Source organism: Cellulomonas avistercoris, from assembly GCF_014836445.1.
GTDB classification, from domain to species: domain Bacteria; phylum Actinomycetota; class Actinomycetes; order Actinomycetales; family Cellulomonadaceae; genus Cellulomonas; species Cellulomonas avistercoris.
This window is the reverse complement of record NZ_JACSQV010000001.1, coordinates 176190-195593: the sequence shown is the minus strand read 5'-3', so window position 1 is coordinate 195593 and position 19404 is coordinate 176190. Positions and strand designations below refer to the sequence as shown.

Sequence of the window (19404 nt, the reverse complement as noted above, 5' to 3'; positions counted from 1 at the left end):
ATCAGCCCTTCTCCTCCAGGTAGCCGCCGACCTTCGCCTCGACGCTGTCCGCCGGTGCGTTCCACTTCTGGGCGGCGGCACCGTCGCACGCCGACACGACCAGGGCCGACCACTTGTCCAGGTACTTGCTGCCGCCCACCCCGATGCAGCGCCCGGAGTTGTCCCTGATGGTCCAGCTCGTCGCCTTGACGCCCGTCGCAGTGCTCCGGGTCCACATCTGGCGGGGGTCGGACGTCGAGCAGGACGCCGTCAGGGTCGGATAGTAGCCCGCGTTGACGCCCGACTCGGTGGGGTCCGTCTGCGACGACGGGGCCTGGAGGCAGTAGTCCTTCGAGAGGTCGTTGTTCTGGTAGACGTAGATGAGCTGGGGGGGCGCGGTGGTCCCCACCAGCGGCTCCTCGTAGTACCACTTGTGGTTCCAGAACAGCTCGGCGCCCGACGGCGGGTCCTGCTTGCAGGGGTAGGAGATCATGAACGGCCGGCCGACGTTGGTGTCGGTCACGTCGAAGCAGCGGCCGAACTCGAGGAAGTTCACGATCTGCTTGGTGCTGATGCTGGCGGCACCCGGTCCGACCGCCGGGTCGGGCGCGAAGGAGCCCCAGGCGTTCTGGTTCGCGCACGTGCCGACCTGCAGGGTGCTGCCCGTGGAGGGCACGCCGGACGACTGCGAGGACTTCAGGCAGGTGCCGTTGTTCTGGAAGCTCGAGTTCTGCGCGACCCACGTGGCGTTGCCGTCGGGGTGCCAGGCGAACGCCTGCGTCGACGAGGCGGTGCAGGCGCGCAGCCGAACGGTGCCGCTCTCGTTCGTCATGCACAGCGACGTCGCGGTGAGGGTCGAGCTGGCGAGCTTCAACGTGTAGTCGGTGTCGTAGATCCACAGCTCGACGTTGTCGTTGCTCACCGCACCGCACTCCCCGATCGGGCGGTACGTCACGGTCGAGCCGGGTGTGGTGTTGGTCGCCCGCAGGCAGAACTGCGCCTCGTTGCCGTTGAACCAGGAGAAGATGCGCCCGCCCTTGATGTTGGTGGTCGTCGTCTCGAAGCGGTAGACCATCGCGATCGCGCGGTCACCCTGCGTGGCACCGACCTTGCCCGCGGCGGGCGCGTCACCGGCGGACTCGATGTACGCGAAGGACGGCAGGACGGTGCCCGTGCCGGAGCCGGGCGTGCAGGCCAGCTTGTTGGCGTTGAGCCACGTCGGGCTCTTGCCCGTCGGGTCGTCCGCGTAGTACCGGACGGTCGCGGCGTAGGTCGTCTGGCTGCCCGGCTGGCCCACCACTCCTTCCACCGTGCAGGGCAGCAGGTTGGGCTTGCCGTAGACGGCACCGGTGAAGTCGCCGCCCGCCTGGGCCGTCCGGATGCGTCCCATGGCGGTCTCGAGACCGGCCTCGGCAGCGAAGACCGTCTCGGTGTTCTTGCGCGCGAACTGCGCGGGCGCGACCTGCGACACCACCATCCCCAGCACGAGGACGCTGAGCGACATGAGGATGAGCGTGAGCATGACGACGGTCATCATCGCCACGCCGTCCTCGCGGCGCGCAGCCGCACGCAGGCGGGCGTTGAACGTGTCCATGTCCAGGTCCTTCCTCACGGCCGGACCCCGGCACGCCAGCAGGCAGGGCTGTCCGACACCTTGTCGCCGTTCGTGTCGGTGTTGCCGGCGGAGTCGACGGTGCTGTTGCGGGCGACGAACAGGGACTGGGACTGGACGTCGCGCTTGCCCACGGCGGCGCGCATCTGGATCCGGACCGTCACGCTCTGCCGCGGGTGCTCCGGCGACGCCACCTCCAGCCCGAACGGGTACGGGTACGGCGGGTCGTCCGGGTCGATCGGCGACGGGTCGGTCCCCATCACCATGTTCTCCGCCACGGTCCCGAACGCCGGGAGCGACGGCGCGGACTCGGCCCAGGTGCGCGACTCCAGGAGCTTGGTCGTCGGGTCCCAGCGCCACTGGACGCACGTCGTGGCCCCGGACCGCGCGGCCACCGCTGGTACCCGGAACTCGAGGTAGTGCCGGCCCGTCCCCGACGTGCCGGGGAAGTTGACCGCGTCCGCGTACCGCATCTCCTTGTCGAGCCGCTGGAACACCCGGCGCACCGAGTCGGCGGCGTCGACCGTCACCTCCGACTCCACGGTGTTGCGCGACATCTGGACGACACCGGCCATGAAGACGGACGACACGACCGTGAGGATGAGCATCGCGACCAGCAGCTCGGGCAACGAGAGGCCGGCCTCCCGGGAGGCGACGGCTCGTGCGCGCCCGGCCGCGCCGGTCACGTGGTCACCTTCACCGTCACGGTCCCCGGTGCGGACGTCAGGACGCCCGCCGCAGTGGCCACCGACGTCGTGAACGTGAACTTGCAGGTCGTGGCGCCGGCACTCCTCGGCACCTCGACGACCTGTGTCGCCCCGTTGGCCGACGACGTCGTCTTGACGGACACGTTCGGCGAGCATGAGGGGCTCGATGTACGCGTGAACGTCATCCCCGAGGCCGGGTAGCTCGTGAGGGTGACCGTCTGGGTGACCGCCTTCGAGGTGCTGCGCTTGATGGTGATCTCCTGGTTGTTCGCCACCGGCGGCACGAGGAGCGTCACGGTCCCGGTGGGAGACGGGTTGCTCCCGTCGGGAGCGACGACCTGGTAGGTGAACGAGAAGGCCCCTGCCGAGTTCGCCGGCTGGGTCCAGGTGAGCGCACCCGTGACCGGGTTGTTGAGGGCCACGTTGAGCGACCCCCCGGTCGGGAGCGACCTGACGATCGTCCTGTACCCCGTCGGGTTACCGCTGTTGGCCCGCACGTCCAGGGTGCGGGCGGCAGCCGACGACTGGGCCGGCCAGGTCGTGACCGGGTTGGTCACCAACGGGTACTGCAGGTTCGGTCCCAGGCCCGGGTCGTACGTGTACACCGTCACCGTGGCGACGCCCACGAGGCTCGTCGTGTTGGTGCTGTCCCTGAACGTGTACCGGAACTGGTAGGTCCCCGCGGTCGCGGGTGCCTGGTAGCGGAACCGCGGCACGCCGCTCGGCATCGAGACGCTCCCGGCGCCGGGCGCCTGGGTCAGCGTCAACGACCCGGCGGTCACACCGCTGCCGTGCACGACGGGCAGCTCGACGACCTGACCGATGCGCACCGACGCCGACAGGTCGGGCGCCTTCGGTGTCACGTAGGCGTGCACGGTCGCCTGGGTGATGCGGGCACCGACCTCCACCCGGTAGCCGAACGTCACCTCGCCCCACCCGTCGGCGGGTGCCTGGTACACGATCTTGCCGGAGGACGTGTCTACGGTGGCGGTACCGACGGGGGTGCCGCCGCGCATCGGCTCGCTGGTCTTCGAGACGGGGTTGCTCGACAGCTCCATGACCGAGTCGTTCGCGAGCACGTCGATCGTCACCGACTCACCCGCGTTCACCTGCACCGCGTCGTCGAACGACTGCAGGCGCGTGGTGTTGTTCCACTTGAGGTCCGAGTTCGGGTCGATGAGCGACTGGATCTGGTAGGAGCACGTGCCGGCGACGCACGATGACGTCGTCCCGGGCCAGCTCACCACCACGATGGAGCGCAGCATCCGGACGTAGCCGGGGTTCGGGTTGCCGATCGAGTCCCCGCCCACGCGCGTGCAGACCGCGTTCGGGTTGCTGTCGACGCGGTAGCAGTAGCCGATGAGCGTCGTGACGTCGTAGGTCACACCGGAGGACCTCACGGTGCGGACCAGCTTGATCCGGTCATCGGCCCCGCCCGGCTGCGGGGCGGGCGCCGCAGCGCGGTCCCACCCCGGGTAGGTCTCCGCGATCCCGGGGATGCCGCGCGCGGCGGCGGCGCTCCAGGCCGCGGTGACATCGGAGTCCAGGCGACCGACGAGCAGACCGGAGGACGTCGTCGCGACGGTCGACCCGGCCATCTGCGGCACGTAGGAGAAGACCTGCTCCATGGCGTCGTTCGCCGCCGACACCGCGCCGTGCGAGCGCTGCTGGTGCGTGACCGCGCGAGACCCGCTGACGAAGAAGTAGAGCGCCGCCGTCGAGAGCAGCGCGAGGAGCGTGAGGGCGACGATGACCTCGACCAGCGTGAAGCCGCCGTCCGGGAGCACGGCTGGGCGTCGCGCGGCGTGGGCGCCCGTGCGGCTGTGGGTCGTCACGTCATCTCCTCGTGCCATCAGTCAGGTCTCGGGCGCGGGACGACGGTGCCGCCCCGCCGGCCGAAGGCCGGGGTCCTCGACCCCGGCCTTCGGCATGACGACTCAGGAGCAGCCGGCACCGGCGGCCTGCAGGCCGCCCTTGTCGGAGTCGTAGACGAAGCCGGTGGAGGTCGTCCCGTTCGTGTTGGAGACCCGGAAGCAGAAGGTGCCGGTGGCGACGCCCGTACCGGTGAGGTTCTCGAACGTGTTGTTCGGGCTCAGCTTGACCGTCGGGGCGGTGCCCGAGGCGACGGGCAGCGTCACGACGCCGCTCGCGAAGGTTCCCGCCGGGTAGACCTGCAGGTCCGTGAAGTACGTCTCGTACTCGTTGGCCACCGTGCGCAGGTCGGACTTGATCGACGCGTCGACCGCCTTCTTGCGCTGGTTGAGGAACACCGGGATGGCGATCGCCGACAGGATCCCGATGATGATGATGACGACGAGGAGCTCGATCAGGGTGAAGCCCTGGTCCTTCTCGTCCATGGACTTGCGCACGCGAGCGATCATGTGCTCGACCTCATTCTGGTTCGACACGGAAACTGCTACAGGTGCATCCCTCGAAGGTCTGCTGACCGGTCCTTCGGCACCGCGGCACGTGACGTTGAGCCGCCGGACCCGGCCCGCCGGCGAAATCACTCGTTCAGCGCAGATGTACCGCTCCCGCGCTTAGAAGGACGCACCCGGGGGTTGGGCACCGCACGACATCGCCCTGAGAGGAAGTGCCAGGGGCGTCCGTCTGCACACCGGGGTCGTGGCGCCGTACGCCGACGGGCGTGGCCGTGCCGTTCCGGCTAGGTGCGGACCGGACCGCTCCCGTCACGCCTGGGCCGGGCGCAGGGCGCTGCAAGCACGGAGCGGGCCGTGGGAAACCCACGACCCGCTCCATGAAGTTTCGAGGTCAGACGCAGCTGTCGTCCTTCTGCACGCCGCCGTCGTCGGAGTCGTACGCGAAACCGGTCGTCGCCGTGCCGTTCGGGTTCGAGATGACGAAGCAGAACGTACCGGTCGCCGCCGTCGTGCTCGGCGTGAAGATGTTGCCCGGGCTGAGCTTGACGGTCGTCACGGGGTCCGGCGCCGCCCCGATGGTGATCGAGCCCGTGCCTGCCGCGACGGTCGGGTAGACCTGCTTGTCCGTGAAGTACGTCTCGAACTCGTTGGCGACCGTGCGCAGGTCGGACTTGACCGACGCGTCCACGGCCTTCTTGCGCTGGTTGAGGAACACCGGGATGGCGATCGCGGACAGGATCCCGATGATGATGATGACGACGAGGAGCTCGATCAGGGTGAAGCCCTGGTCCTTCTCGTCGATGGACTTGCGCACGCGAGCGATCATTGCTCGGCCTCGTTTCTGTTCCAGGTGAAGTACTGCATCAGTTGCCGGCCAGAAGGCCTGCTGCCTGACCTTTCGGCACCCGTACCCGCCAGGTTGAGCCGGACACCCGTTCGCCGCGCACGATCACCCGGGCGGACTAGGGGACGCCACGGACGGGCTGGGTCAGGGCAGGGTGAACGTCGCCGCGCCGGCGCACCCCGCTGCGACGTCGTCCACCAGGCCACCCCGCGCCGTGTCGTACACCCACACGTGCGTCGGCCCGGGCGGCGTCGAATGGTCCCCTGCGAGGCACACCTCTGTTCCCGTGACCACGACGTCTACCGTCGTCCCCTCGCTCAGGACCGCGTCGGACGAGAGGTCCGCCGCCGACGTCGGGAGCTCGCCGTCCGACGTACGTGCGGCCTCCACCGCCGTCGCGACCGTCCGCAGGTCGTGCTTGACGGTGGCGTCCAGGGCCCGGTGCCGCGTGTTGAGGAACGCGGGCACCGCGATGGCGGCCAGCAGACCGATGATCACGATGACGACCAACAGCTCGATGAGGGAGAAGCCGACGTCGCCGCGGTCCCGCCGCCGTACGTGGTGTCGCCGCAGCTCGACCGGTTCCATCGTCGCGTCCTTCAGTTGATGAGGTTGAAGACGGAGAAGATCGGCATGTAGAGCGCGATGATCATGCCGCCGATGATCGTGCCGAGGACGACGATCATGAGGGGCTCGATGAGCGACGTGAGCTGCTCGGTCGTCGCCTCGACCTCCTGGTCGTAGAACTGGGCGATCTTCTCGAGCATGTCGTCGAGCGCGCCCGTGTCCTCGCCGACGGCCATCATCTGCACGACCATCGGTGGGAACACGGCGTGCTGGGACAGCGGCTCCGTCAGCGAGTGACCGGCGCGCACGGACTCCTGGACCGACCGCGCCGCCTTCTCGATGACGAGGTTGCCCGAGGTCTCCCCCACGATGTCGAGCGCCTGCAGGATCGGGACACCGGCGTGGATCATGGTGCCGAAGTTGCGCGTGAAGCGGCTGACGGCGATCTTCTTGAACAGGTTGCCGAACACCGGGACCTTGAGCTTCCACGGGTCGACGAGCTCGCGCACCGGCTTGTCGTTCTTGTGCTTGCTCCACCAGATCGAGAACAGGATCACCGCGACCAGCGTCGGCACGCCCGTCCACTTGAGGACCTCCGACAGCTTGACCAGGATCTGCGTCGGCATCGGCAGCTCGCCGCCGAGGCTCGCGAACATCCCCGCGAACACCGGCACGATGAACAGCAGCATGCCGACGACCGCGAGGATCGCGATGATGAACACCACGACGGGGTAGGTCATCGCGGACTTCACCTTGCCGCGCAGCTTGACCTCGGCCTCGAAGTTCTCGGCGACGGAGACGAGCACCTGGTCGAGGAACCCGCCGACCTCGCCGGCCTTGACCATGTTGATCATCAGCGGCGGGAACACGTCGGCGTGCTTCGCGAGGGACGTCGAGAACGCACCGCCGACCTCGACGTCGCCACGCACCTGGCTCAGCCGCTTCGCCAGCGGCTTGCTCTCCGTCTGCTCCGCCAGGATCGTCAGCGCGCGCAGCAGCGAGAGGCCCGCGTTGATCATGGTCGAGAGCTGGCGCGCCATGATCGCGAGGTCCTTGAGCGAGATCTTGTCGCTCATGCCCGGGATCGAGAGCTCCTTCTGGAGCCCCGTCGTCCCGACCTCGTTGATCGACATCGGCGCGAGGCCGAGCGTCTTGAGCTTGTTGGCCACCGCGCCCTGGTTGGGCGCCTCGATGCGGCCCTTGACGATCTTGCCGGACCGGTCCCGGACCGCGTACTCGAACGTCTTGGTCTTCGTCTGCTGGGCCATCACTGCATCCCCCCGGAGTAGTGGGAGCCGCCCATGCCCGACCGAGCGAGGTTCGCGCCGGACGAGCCGCCGCCGTCACGCCCGGACAGCCGGTTGAAGTCCTCGATGTGGTGGCACTTCTCGAGCCCCACCTCGTAGGAGATACGGCCGGTCTTCACCAGGTCCGCGAGGTGCTGGTCGAGCGTGTGCATGCCCTGCTGGGCGCCCGCCTGCATCGAGGAGTAGATCTGGTGCGTCTTGCCCTCGCGGATGAGGTTGCGGATGGCGGGCGTCGCGATGAGCACCTCGGTGGCCACCGCACGCCCCGCGCCGTCGGCCCGCTTGCACAGGGTCTGGCAGACGACGCCCTGGATGGCGCCGGCCAGCTGCGTGCGCACCTGCTCCTGCTGGTGGGACGGGAACACGTCGATGATGCGGTCGATGGTCTGCGCGGCGTCCTGGGTGTGCAGGGTCGCGAAGACGAGGTGGCCGGTCTCGGCGGCGGTCAGGGCCACCGAGATCGTCTCCAGGTCGCGCATCTCGCCGACGAGGATGATGTCGGGGTCCTGCCGCAGCACGTGCTTGAGCGCACTGGTGAAGGAGTGCGTGTCGGCGCCGACCTCACGCTGGTTGACGATGCACTTCTTGTGGCGGTGGAGGAACTCGATCGGGTCCTCGACCGTCATGATGTGGTCCTCGCGCGTGCGGTTCGCGAGGTCGATGATCGACGCGAGCGTCGTCGACTTGCCCGAACCCGTGGGCCCCGTCACGAGGACCAGGCCGCGCGGCAGGGACGCGAACTGCCCGACGACGGGCGGCACCCCGAGCTCCTCGAGCGGCTTGATCTCGTAGGGGATCACACGGAACGCCGCGCCGATGGACTCCCGCTGCTGGTAGACGTTGACGCGGAACCGGGCCAGGCCGCGCACGGCGTGCGAGATGTCGAGCTCGAGGTTCGCCTCGTACTTCTCACGCTGCTTCTGCGACAGGATCGCGTACAGCGAGCGACGCAGCGGGTCCGGCATGACCGGGCCGAACTGCTCGAGTGGGCGCAGCGCGCCCGAGACGCGGACCATCGGCGGCGACCCGGCGGTGAAGTGCGCGTCCGACGCGCCGAGGCGCACCATCTCGTGCAGGACCTCGTCGATGTCGAGGTCACCCTCCTGCCGGTCGGCGCTGCCGGGCCGGCGCACCTGCGCGGCGGGGCGGGCCGTCGGGGCGGCCGGGGCCGCCGGTGGCGGGGCGACGGGCCGGGCCGGCGGCTGCGCAGGTGCGGCCGCGCGGTCCGGGAACGCCCTCGCAGGGTCCGGCAGGTGCGGGGCCGGCGTCGGCACCTGACCCGCCCCGGGCACGGTCCCGTGACGGGGCGCGCCGGGACCGCCCGGGGGCGGCACGTACGCGGGCAGGCCGGCCGCCGCCGGCGCGGGCGCGCTCGACTGCGACGGCACCGGGGCGAACGTCTGGGCGGTGGGGCCCGCAGGCCGGTAGGGCGGGAGCGGCCGCGTGGGCTCGCCCGGGTACGCCCGATGGTTCTCCGTCACGTACGTCCTCCCGAGGGTCCGCGCCGGCATGCGGCGCCGTGGACTTCATCGGTCGCAGGAGCGTCCGACTTGAGGCGGGTCGCCCGCCGGTCACGTCAGGCGACGACGCGCAGGATCTCCTCGATCGACGTCAGCCCCGACGCGACCTTGTACCAGCCGTCCTCGCGCAGCCGGCGCATGCCCTGGTGCACCGCGGTCGCCGCGATGTCGGCCGACGACGAGTGCGCCACGGCGTGGCGCTCGATGTCCTCGGTGACGCGCATGACCTCGTGCAGGGCGAGACGGCCCTTGTAGCCGGTGCGCGAGCACGCGACGCAGCCCGCGGGCCGGTACAGCTCGGGCAGGGGCTCGCCCGGCACCCACGGGAACTGCGCGGCCTCGAGCTCCATGGGCGTCGGCTGGTACAGCTCCTTGCACTTCGGGCACAGGCGGCGCGCGAGCCGCTGGGCCACGACGCAGTCCAGCGCCGACCCCACGAGGAACGGCTCGATGCCCATCTCCGTCAGACGGGTGACGGCCGACGGCGCGTCGTTGGTGTGCAGGGTCGACAGGACGAGGTGACCCGTGAGGGCGGCCTCGACGGCGATCTGCGCGGTCTCGTGGTCGCGGATCTCACCGAGCAGCACGACGTCGGGGTCGGAGCGCAGGATCGAGCGCAGCGCCGCGGCGAACGTGAGCCCGGCCTTCGGGTTGACCTGGACCTGGTTGATCCCCGGGAGGCGGTACTCGACCGGGTCCTCGACCGTGATGACGTTGATCTCCGGCTTGGAGACCGCGTTGAGCGTCGCGTACAGCGTCGTCGACTTGCCCGAGCCCGTGGGCCCGGTGACCAGGATCATCCCGTAGGGCTTGGTGTACGACTGCTGGTACGTCTCGTAGTTGTGGTCCAGGAAAGACAGGTCCCGCAGGTCCAGGCTCGCCGTGGAGTTGTCGAGGATACGCATGACGACCTTCTCGCCCCACACCGTGGGCAGCGTCGCCACGCGCAGGTCGATCTTGCGGCCGTTGTGCACGACGGACATGCGGCCGTCCTGCGGCTTGCGCTTCTCGGCGATGTCGATGTCGCTCATGATCTTGACGCGGCTGATGACGCCGCCGGTGATGTTCTTGGGCGAGCGCTGCGTCTCGTGCAGGACCCCGTCGATGCGGTACCGGACGCGCAGGTCGTGCTCGGCGGGCTCGATGTGGATGTCCGACGCGCGGTCGGTGATCGCCTGCGTGACCAGCAGGTTGACGTACCGCACGATCGGCGCGTCGTCGTCGGAGACGTTCCCGAGGTTGCCGAGGTCGACCTCCTGCGGCGCGAGCTCCTGCTCGAACGCCGACGAGAGGTCCTCCATCTCGTCGTCCGCACGGCAGAAGCGGTCGATCGCGCGCAGCACGTTGTCGTACGCGGCGATCACCGGGATGACCCGCATCCCGGACAGCGTGCGCACGTCGTCGACGGCGACGACGTTGCCGGGGTCGGGCGTCGCGAGCACCAGGGCGCCGTCGCGCAGCGCGACCGGGAGCACCGAGTGCCGGCGGCACACCGCGGCGGGGACCATCGTGACGGCCATCCGGTCGACGGGGTACTCGTCGAGGTCGACGTACTCCATCCCGACCTGGGCGGCCAGCGCCCGCACGAGCTGCGACTCCGACAGGATCCCCAGCTCGACGAGCGTCCGTCCCAGGGACGTCCCCATCGACGTCTGCTCGTCGATCGCCGCGAGCAGCTGCGCCTCCGTCACCAGACCTTCGGTCAGCAGGATCTCCCCGAGCTGCTTCACGCGCGCGCCTCCTCGTCCTGAGACCGCCGTCGGCCTCCGAGAAGGTCATCGGCAGGCGCTCCCGCACTCTGAAGGCGGACGTCCGAGGTGCCGCACCCTGCACACGGGCGCGACGGGCGCGGTCAGGCGGTGGCCGGGGCGAGCACCGCGGCCAGCGCCGCATCCATCGCGGCGAGGGGGCCCGGCCGTCCCGTCATGAGCCGCACCTGCTCGACGGCCTGGTGCAGCAGCATGCGCTCACCGCCCACCACCCGGCCCCCACGGGCGGCCCACGCGGCCCCGAGTGCCGTCGGGCGCGGATCGTAGCAGACGTCCAGCAGTGCGCCGCCGACGTGGGCCGGCAGCGCTGCGGCGAGCGGGTCCGCCGCGTGCGCGGGCAGGGTGCTCACGACCGCGTCGAGGCGACCGATCTCCCCCGCCGCGTCGTCGAGCCGGCACAGCCGTGGTTCGACGCCCATGCGGTGCGCGGCGCGCAGCAGGGCGCCGGCACGCGCCTGCGACCGCACGTACACCCGGGGCGTCGGGCACCCCAGCTGCGCGAGCGCCGCGAGGGTCGACGCCGCCGTCGCCCCGGCCCCGACCACACCGGCCGACCGCAGGCCGCCCGGGACGCCGGCCTCACCGAGCGCCGCGACCAGGCCGTGCACGTCGGTGTTGGCACCCGTGAGCGTGCGCGCCCGACCGGAGCCCTGCACGAGCACGGTGTTCACGGCACCGACCACCTGCGCGAGGGGCTCGACGTGGTCCAGCAGCGGGATCACCGTCTGCTTGAGCGGCATCGTCAGGCTCAGCCCCGCCCAGGACCCGTCGAGACGGTCCAGGAAGGCCGGGAGCTGGTCCTCGGTGACGTCGACGGCGTCGTACGCCCAGGTGTCCAGGCCGAGCGCCGCGTAGGCCGCACGGTGCAGCACGGGCGACAACGAGTGCGCGACCGGGTGCCCGAGCACCGCCGCGCGACGGTGCGCAGCCGTCACCCCGCGTGCTCCGCCTGCCACGCCCTCAGCAGTGCGACGTTCTCCTGGTGCTCGTCGTGCGTCTCGGCGAACCGGGTCTCCCCCGTCTCGAGGTCGATCGCCACCCAGAACACCCACTTGCCCTCGGCCGGGTTGAGCACGGCGTCGATCGACACGACACCGGGGGCCGCGATGGGCGTCGGCGGCAGCCCCAGGTGCTTGTAGGTGTTGTACGGGTTGCTCGGGTCCTGGGTGTTCTCACGCGTGAGCTGCGTCCCGGAGATCCCCAGGCCGTACGCGACCGACGCGTCGATGTCGAGCGTCATGCCGCGGTCCAACCGGTTCTGGATCGCGCGGGCCATGATCGGCCGGTCCTCGTGGAGCTTGGCCTCCTTCTCGATGAGGGAGGCCTTCGTCAGCACGTCGTGCCACTGGTCCTGCGGCACGCCCTTGGAGTTGAGCGTCTCGACGGTCTTCGCGACCATCTGCGACAGGATGCTCTGCGGCGAGGTGTTCGGCTCGATCTGGTAGGTCGACGGGGCGAGCCACCCCTCGACCTTGCCGCCGGCCTCCGCCGGCAGGCCGATGGCTGCGGGGTCCGCCGCGGCGGCGCGGATGTCGTCGACGCTGATGAGCGTGACCTCGTGGATGCGCGTGAAGATCTGCTCGGCGGTGAAGGCCTCGGGGATCGTGACCTTCATCGAGACCCGGCTCTTCGGGTCGAGCAGCGCGCGGACCGCGAGCTCGGCCTTCATCTCCAGCATCAGCTGGTACGTGCCGGGCTGGATGCCCGCGGCGTCGGGGTTCGCGTTGAACGCGTCGCGGAACGCCTCCTCGGAGGCCACGATCCCGGCCTGGTGCAGCGTCGTGGCGATCGCCGCGCCCGAGTCGCCGGCGTTGATGACCACCGTGGGCGCTCCCGGCCTGCCCGACCCCGGGTAGTCCGTCTCCGCCCGCGTCTGGCCGGAGCCACCGAGGAGAGAGCCGCCCATGAGGGAGAAGACGACGTAGACCGCACCGACCACGAGCACCAGGGCGACCACCAGGACCGAGATCGACCGGCGGCGACGCTGCTTGCGCATCCGCTCGTCGCGCTTGCGTCCGGAGGCCCGCGAACGGCGACGCGGCTCGGGCGCACCGGGCGCGGCCGCGGCACGGTCACCACCGAAGAGCTCGGTCGCACTCTCGTCCGACTTCACGGGGGCCCACCACTCCGTCTGGTTGCTCACCTGCGTGTCACTCCACGGTTGTCGTGCCGTCGTCACCCGCAACAGCCCCCCGCGCCGGGGCGGAACGGTCCGGGTCGACCTCGACCCGTTCCCCGGGACGTCGTCCCGTGGACCTCTCCACGTCCAGCGCGTGCTGCAGGATCACCACCGCGGCTGCCTGGTCGACGACCTGCCGGTGGCGGCGTCCGGATCGGCCGGCCGCCTGTAGTGCGTGATGCGCGGTCACGGTGCTCATCCGCTCATCCACGAGCCGGACCCCGAGGGGCCGGACCGCGTGCGCCAGTGCGACAGCGTACGCGCGAGCGACCCCCGCGGACGACCCCTCCGCACCGGACAGGTGACGGGGCAGCCCGACGTACACGACTTGAGCACCACGTTCCCGCGCCTCGTCCGCGATCGCCGCCACGTCCGCGGCCGTCGACGACGGCTTGCCGGGGGCACGCGCGAGCGTCGCCACCGGCGTCGCGAGCATGCCGTCCGGGTCGCTCGACGCGAGCCCGACGCGGACCGTGCCGACGTCGACCGCGAGGCGGACGCCCCGCGTCACCACGTCGACGTCGGCGCCCGCGGGCGGCGTCGGGCCGTCAGCCACGGACCGCCGCGACGACGCCCGCGAGGGCGTCGGCCAGCCGGGCCGGGTCGGTTCCGCCGCCCTGGGCGACGTCGTCCTTGCCACCGCCGCCGCCGCCGAGGACGCCCGAGGCGGCGCGCACGAGCACGCCCGCCCGGTGCCCGGCCTCGCGCGCCGCCGCGTTGGTGGCCACCACGACGACGGGACGGCCCTTGGCCACGCCGCCGACCGCCACGACGACGGGGGACGACTCCCCCAGCCGCCCGCGCACGTCCAGCGCGAGCGTGCGCAGGTCGTCCGGGGCCGCCACGTCGCCCGCGTCGTGCGCGACGACGCGGACCGCGCCGACCTGCTCGGCACCCGCCGCGAGCTGACCCGCGGCCGCCAGCACCTGTGCCTGGCGCAGCGCCGCGAGCTCCTTCTCCGACTCGCGAACGCGCGTGAGCAGCGACGACACGCGGTCGCCGAGCTCCTCCGGGCGCGCCCCGAGCAGACCGGAGAGCTGGCTGACGAGCGCGCGCTCCTTGGCCTGGTAGCCGTAGGCCGAGTCCCCGACGAGCGCGTCGACGCGGCGCACGCCCGACCCGATGGACGACTCGCCCAGCAGCGTGACCAGCCCGAGCTCGCCCGAGCGCCGCACGTGCGTGCCGGCGCACAGCTCGCGCGACCAGTCGCCGCCGATGGACACGACGCGCACCTGGCTGCCGTACTTCTCGCCGAAGAGCGCCATCGCGCCCAGCGCGCGGGCCTCGTCGATGGCCATCGTGCGGTCCGTGACCTCGAGGTCGTCCTGCAGCCGCTCGTTGACGCGGCCCTCGATCTGCGAGAGCGAGGACGCCGGCACCGAGGCCCCGGACCGGAAGTCGAACCGCAGGCGGCTGGGCGCGTTCTCCGAGCCCGCCTGCGTGGCGCTGTCGCCGAGCTCCTCGCGCAGCGCCTTGTGCACCATGTGGGTCGCGGTGTGGGCGCGCGCGATCGCCCGGCGGCGCGCGGTGTCGATCGTCGCGGTGCCCTGGTCACCGAGCGTGACGGTGCCGTCGACGAGGCGGCCGTGGTGCACGGACAGCCCCTTGACCGGCGCCTGCACGTCGTCGACCTCGACGATCCCGCCGTTCTCGAGCGTGATCGTGCCGGTGTCGGCGAGCTGGCCGCCGGCCTCGGCGTAGAAGGGCGTGACGTCGAGCACGACCTGCACGTGCGCGGGTGCGGTGGCCGCCGGGGCGGGCGCGCCGTCGACGAGCAGCCCGACGACCTTGGCGCGCGCGGTCGTGTCGGTGTAGCCGACGAAGGTCACGGGGGCGCCGTGCTCGCTGCTCAGCGACTGCTGGAGCTGCTGGTAGGCGCTGGTGTCGGCGTGGCCGGTCTTCTTGGCCAGCGCGTCGGCGCGCGCACGGTCCCGCTGCGCCTGCATGAGCGTGCGGAACGCCTGCTCGTCGACGCTGACGCCGTGCTCGGCCGCCATCTCGAGCGTGAGGTCGATCGGGAACCCGTAGGTGTCGTGCAGCGCGAACGCCTGCTCGCCGGTCAGCGCGGCCTCGCCGTCGCCGGCACCGGCCTTCGCACGGGTGACCGCACCCTCGAAGATCGAGGTGCCGGCGGTGAGGGTCCGCAGGAACGTCTCCTCCTCGCCGTACGCCACCTGGGAGATGCGGTCGAAGTCGCGCGCGATCTCGGGGTACGACGCGCTCATGAGGTCGCGGCTGATGGGCAGCAGCTGGGGCAGCGCGGCCTCCTCGACACCCAGCAGGCGCAACGAGCGCACCGCGCGCCGCACGAGCCGGCGCAGCACGTAGCCGCGGCCCTCGTTGGACGGCGTGACACCGTCACCGATGAGCATGAGGGCGGAGCGGACGTGGTCGCCGATGACGCGCAGCCGCACGTCGTCCTCGCCGCCCGCGCCGTAGCGACGCCCCGTGAGCTCGGCGGCGCGCTCGATGACCGGGAAGACCTCGTCCGTCTCGTACAGGTTGTTCTTGCCCTGCAGCAGGTACGCGATGCGCTCCAGGCCGGCCCCGGTGTCGATGGCCTTGCGCTCGAGCTCACCGAGCAGCGGGTAGTCCTTGCCCCGCCCCTCGCCGCGCACGAACTGGTCGAAGACGAGGTTCCAGATCTCGAGGTACCGGTCGCCGCCGGGGTCGACCGTCCCGCCCTCGGCCTCGGGGCCGAACTCGGGGCCGCGGTCGTAGTGCCACTCGGCGCACGGGCCCGCGGGGCCGGGCTGGCCCGTGTCCCAGAAGTTCTCCTCGCGCGTCAGGCGCACGATGTGCTTCGGGTTCACCCCGACGCGGACGAGCGCGTCGGCCGCCTCGGTGTCCTCGTTCCAGATGGTCACCCAGAAGCGGTCGCCGTCCAGCCCGAGGCCGCCGTCGGCCTGCGAGCCGGTGAGGAAGCCCCACGCGAGCTCGATCGCGCCCTGCTTGAAGTAGTCGCCGAACGAGAAGTTGCCGAGCATCTGGAAGAACGTGCCGTGGCGCGTCGTGCGGCCCACGTTCTCGATGTCGTTGGTACGGATGCACTTCTGCGCGTTGGCCACGCGCGGCCACGGCGCCTCCTGGGTCCCCAGGATGTACGGGATGAACGGCACCATGCCGGCGATCGTGAACAGGATCGACGGGTCCGGGGAGATCAGGGGCACGGACGGCACGATGGCGTGGCCCCGGGTCTCGAAGTAGTCGAGCCAGCGCTGGCGGATCTCGGCGGTGCGCATGTCGTCCTCGTCAGGTGCGGTCCACCGCGCGGCGGCGGCGGATGGTTCGGGTGGGTCCGGGCACGCGGGCCCGGGTGGTGCGCGGCGGCCCGCTCAGAAGAACGGGGCCTGCGCGTCGTCGTCGGGGTCGGTGAGCGGCTCGTCCGCCCAGCCCCGGGCGGACAGGTCGCGTGCCAGCCCGCCCTGTGCGGGCCGGCCGAACGTCTCGCGCAGCTCGGCGCGGTGCCGCGGCGCGTTGGCACGCACGGTGTCGAGGTCGACGTCACCGACGAGGGCCTCGAGCAGCTCGGCTTCCCGCTCGGCGACGCCCGTGCGGAAGTCGTCGCGCGCGGCCCGCAGCGCGCGCCCGACCCGGACCACGCCGTCGACCGCGTCGCCCGTGCCGGCGGGTGCGTACTGCGCGACGACCCGACGGCCCTGCCGCACGACGACCACCGTGAGAGCGACGCCCACGCCGACCCAGAACAGGCGCCTCATCGGCCCGTGCCGCCCGTGCGCAGGCCCGCGAGGGCCCGCCGCACGCCGTAGGAGAACGCCGCGACCTTGAGCAGCGGCGCACCGACGGTGGCGGTGACCAGAGAGGACAGCGCCGAGACGTTCTCGCCGACCTGGGCCGCCGCGGTCGTGACCGTGTCGACCTTGTCCATCTGCGAGGCGGACGACGCGACGACCTTCGCGGCCTCGTCGAGCATCGGGACCGTGTGGTCCGTCAGCTCCTTGACGGAGCTGCGCGTCTCCTCCAGCACGGCGGCCACCTTCAGGCACACGAACCCGAGGAAGCCGACCAGGCCGACGAAAGCGATTGCTGCGACGAGTCCCGCGACGTCACCGATCGACACCATGCCCGACCTCTCTCCAGCTGCGTGTTGGTCCGTGATCGGACGTCGTCACCCTACCCGGGCGACACGCCCGGACGACGCGCGTGCCGCGCCCGCCGGACGCACGAACGCCCCGCCGGCACGGGTGCGCGGCGGGGCGTTCGTGAGCGGATCAGCGGGCGTAGTACTCGACGACCAGCTGGACCTCGCACGTCACGGGGACCTCGGCGCGCTTGGGGCGGCGCACCAGCGTGGCGCTGAGCTTCTCGAGCTGGACCTCGAGGTAGCCCGGCACGTTGGGCAGCACGTCGCGGTGGGCGCCGGCGGCGGCGACCTGGAACGGCACGGTGGCCTGGGACTTGGGCTTGATCTGCAGCGTCTGTCCCTCCTTCACGCGGAAGGACGGGCGGTCGACGATCTTGCCGTCGACGAGCACGTGACGGTGCGTGACCGTCTGGCGCGCCTGCAGGATCGTGCGGGCGAAGCCGGCGCGCAGGACGAGCGCGTCCAGACGCGTCTCGAGGTCCTCGACGAGGGCCTCACCGGTCAGGCCCGGGGCCTTGCGGGCGTTCTCGTACGCCTTGGCGAGCTGCTTCTCGCGCAGCGCGTACTGGGCGCGCAGACGCTGCTTCTCGCGCAGACGCACCGCGTAGTCCGACTCGGTGCGGCGACGGGCGCGGCCGTGCTCGCCCGGGGGGTACGGACGCTTCTCGAAGTGCTTGACGGCCTTGGGCGTCAGGGCCAGGCCGAGCGCGCGGCTCAGGCGGACCTGGCGACGCGAACGGGTCACGCTGCTCACAGTGGTACTTCCTGTCGTGTCGATGGACGAGCACACCCGCGCTCCGGACGAGGTCCGGACGGAAAGGTCTCCGGCGGGCGTGGGGCCGACCACGGTGCGGCCACCCGGTCGTCACGAGGACGGTCGGTGCCGCGGGCTAGGGCCCCAGGTGCTGACTGCTGCCGTCCGCGCAACGGCGGACGACCGGTCGATACTACCTGACGGACGGGCCCGGATCAGCCGCCGCGCCGTCGTCAGGCCGGTCCGCCCGCCGGGTCCCCGCCGCCGGACGGGTCGAGGATGGACCGGATCCTCGTCAGCCGCTCCCCCACGGACCGCTCGAAGCCCCGGTCGGACGGCTCGTAGTAGCGGGTGCCCGCGAGCTCGTCCGGCAGGTACTGCTGCGTCGCGACCGCGTGCGGTGCGTCGTGCGCGTACCGGTAGCCCTTGCCGTGCCCGAGCCCCTGGGCACCCCCGTAGTGCGCGTCGCGCAGGTGCGGCGGGACGGTGCCGATGCGTCCGGCGCGCACGTCCGCGAGTGCGCGGTCGATCCCGACGTAGGCGGCGTTGGACTTGGGGGCGGTGGCCAGGTGCACGACCGCCTCGGCCAGGATGATCCGCGCCTCGGGCATGCCGATGAGCGCGACGGCCTGCGCGGCGGCGACCGCGGTCTGCAGCGCGCTCGGGTCGGCCATGCCGACGTCCTCGGCGGCGGCGATGACGATGCGCCGGGCGATGAAGCGCGGGTCCTCGCCCGCGGCGACCATCCGGGCCAGGTAGTGCAGGGACGCGTCGACGTCGGAGCCGCGCATCGACTTGATGAACGCGCTGATGACGTCGTAGTGCTGGTCGCCGTCGCGGTCGTAGCGCACCGCGGCGACGTCGATCGCGCGCTCGACCGTGGCGAGGTCGATCGTGACGGGGGTCGCGGTCTCGCCCACGGGGCCGCGCTCGGACAGCCCCGCGCCCGCGGCGGCCTCGAGGATCGTCAGCGCCTTGCGGGCGTCGCCGCCGGCGAGGCGCAGGAGGTGGTCGAGGGCGTCGTCGTCGAGCGTGACGGAGCCGGCGAGGCCGCGCTCGTCGCGCACCGCGCGCTCGACGAGGACGCGCACGTCGTCGGTGGACAGCGGCTGCAGCGTCAGCAGCAGGGACCGCGACAGGAGCGGGGAGTTGACCGAGAACGAGGGGTTCTCGGTGGTGGCGGCGACGAGCGTGACCCAGCGGTTCTCGACGCTCGGCAGCAGGGCGTCCTGCTGGGCCTTGGTGAAGCGGTGCACCTCGTCGATGAACAGGACGGTCTCGGACCCGTCGGCCGCGAGCCGGCGGCGCGCGTCGTCGACGACCGCGCGCACGTCCTTGACGCCCGCGGTGACGGCCGAGAGCTCGACGAACCGGCGTCCCGACGTGCTCGCGACCAGGTAGGCGAGCGTCGTCTTGCCGGTGCCCGGCGGGCCCCACAGGACGACGGAGGAGGGCACCGCGCGGCGCGCGCCCTCCTCGGCCGGCTCGACGAGGCGGCGCAGGGGCGAGCCGGGCACGAGCAGGTGCCCCTGGCCGGCGACCTCGTCGAGGGTGCGCGGGCGCATGCGCACCGCGAGCGGGGCGCCGGCGGCGGGGGCCGGCAGCCCGTGCGCGGTCGAGGAGACCGCGTCGAACAGGTCCATGCCTGCGAGCCTACGGGCCCCCTGCGACGGTCGGTCG

Annotated in this window: 17 protein-coding genes; all 17 read right to left on the bottom strand. The window is 71.6% G+C overall.

Annotation, left to right across the window (positions count from 1 at the left end):
* Position 1: 1 nt before the first annotated feature.
* Entirely contained in the window at positions 2-1591 is a 1590-nt protein-coding gene (locus H9657_RS00900; RefSeq protein ID WP_225214347.1) for an RICIN domain-containing protein, read from the bottom strand.
* Positions 1588-2277, bottom strand: coding sequence for a PulJ/GspJ family protein (locus H9657_RS00895; protein WP_191779392.1), 690 nt, complete (start codon positions 2275-2277; stop codon positions 1588-1590). Before H9657_RS00895 ends, H9657_RS00900 begins: the two co-directional genes overlap by 4 nt.
* Positions 2274-4133, bottom strand: coding sequence for an Ig-like domain-containing protein (locus H9657_RS00890; protein ID WP_191779390.1), 1860 nt, complete (start codon positions 4131-4133; stop codon positions 2274-2276). The genes H9657_RS00895 and H9657_RS00890 overlap by 4 nt, the downstream gene beginning before the upstream one ends.
* A 102-nt stretch (positions 4134-4235) precedes the next feature.
* A complete protein-coding gene (locus H9657_RS19470; RefSeq protein WP_318241205.1) occupies positions 4236-4706 on the bottom strand; it encodes a prepilin-type N-terminal cleavage/methylation domain-containing protein in 471 nt (156 codons plus the stop codon).
* Between the two features lie 364 nt (positions 4707-5070).
* Positions 5071-5505, bottom strand: coding sequence for a prepilin-type N-terminal cleavage/methylation domain-containing protein (locus H9657_RS00880; protein WP_191779388.1), 435 nt, complete (start codon positions 5503-5505; stop codon positions 5071-5073).
* A gap of 162 nt (positions 5506-5667) precedes the next feature.
* Positions 5668-6111, bottom strand: a complete 444-nt coding sequence (locus H9657_RS00875; protein ID WP_191779386.1) for a type II secretion system protein — start codon at positions 6109-6111, stop codon at positions 5668-5670.
* Positions 6112-6122: 11 nt separating this feature from the next.
* The gene (locus H9657_RS00870) at positions 6123-7358 is read right to left on the bottom strand and encodes a type II secretion system F family protein (protein ID WP_191779384.1); all 1236 of its coding nucleotides are present in this window, start codon (positions 7356-7358) and stop codon (positions 6123-6125) included.
* A complete protein-coding gene (locus H9657_RS00865) occupies positions 7358-8878 on the bottom strand; it encodes a type IV pilus twitching motility protein PilT (protein WP_318241204.1) in 1521 nt (506 codons plus the stop codon). Before H9657_RS00865 ends, H9657_RS00870 begins: the two co-directional genes overlap by 1 nt.
* A gap of 95 nt (positions 8879-8973) precedes the next feature.
* Entirely contained in the window at positions 8974-10647 is a 1674-nt protein-coding gene (locus H9657_RS00860) for a GspE/PulE family protein (RefSeq protein WP_191779380.1), read from the bottom strand.
* Between the two features lie 122 nt (positions 10648-10769).
* Complete coding sequence (locus H9657_RS00855; RefSeq protein WP_191779379.1) at positions 10770-11621, bottom strand: shikimate dehydrogenase; 852 nt, start codon at positions 11619-11621, stop codon at positions 10770-10772.
* The gene (mltG, locus tag H9657_RS00850) at positions 11618-12829 is read right to left on the bottom strand and encodes an endolytic transglycosylase MltG (protein WP_191779377.1); all 1212 of its coding nucleotides are present in this window, start codon (positions 12827-12829) and stop codon (positions 11618-11620) included. The genes H9657_RS00855 and mltG overlap by 4 nt, the downstream gene beginning before the upstream one ends.
* Positions 12830-12836: 7 nt before the next feature.
* Positions 12837-13421: a Holliday junction resolvase RuvX gene (gene ruvX, locus H9657_RS00845; protein ID WP_191779375.1), complete on the bottom strand. Its 585-nt coding sequence runs from the start codon at positions 13419-13421 to the stop codon at positions 12837-12839.
* The gene (alaS, locus tag H9657_RS00840) at positions 13414-16107 is read right to left on the bottom strand and encodes an alanine--tRNA ligase (RefSeq protein WP_191779373.1); all 2694 of its coding nucleotides are present in this window, start codon (positions 16105-16107) and stop codon (positions 13414-13416) included. Before alaS ends, ruvX begins: the two co-directional genes overlap by 8 nt.
* 93 nt (positions 16108-16200) lie before the next feature.
* Positions 16201-16584 (bottom strand): hypothetical protein, encoded by a 384-nt coding sequence (locus H9657_RS00835; protein ID WP_191779372.1) that lies wholly within the window; start codon positions 16582-16584, stop codon positions 16201-16203.
* Positions 16581-16946: a DUF948 domain-containing protein gene (locus tag H9657_RS00830; RefSeq protein WP_191779928.1), complete on the bottom strand. Its 366-nt coding sequence runs from the start codon at positions 16944-16946 to the stop codon at positions 16581-16583. Before H9657_RS00830 ends, H9657_RS00835 begins: the two co-directional genes overlap by 4 nt.
* A 151-nt stretch (positions 16947-17097) precedes the next feature.
* The gene (gene rpsD / locus H9657_RS00825) at positions 17098-17724 is read right to left on the bottom strand and encodes a 30S ribosomal protein S4 (protein ID WP_191779370.1); all 627 of its coding nucleotides are present in this window, start codon (positions 17722-17724) and stop codon (positions 17098-17100) included.
* A gap of 233 nt (positions 17725-17957) precedes the next feature.
* On the bottom strand, positions 17958-19367 hold the full coding sequence (locus H9657_RS00820) for a replication-associated recombination protein A (RefSeq protein WP_191779369.1): 1410 nt from the start codon (positions 19365-19367) through the stop codon (positions 17958-17960).
* Positions 19368-19404 lie beyond the last annotated feature (37 nt).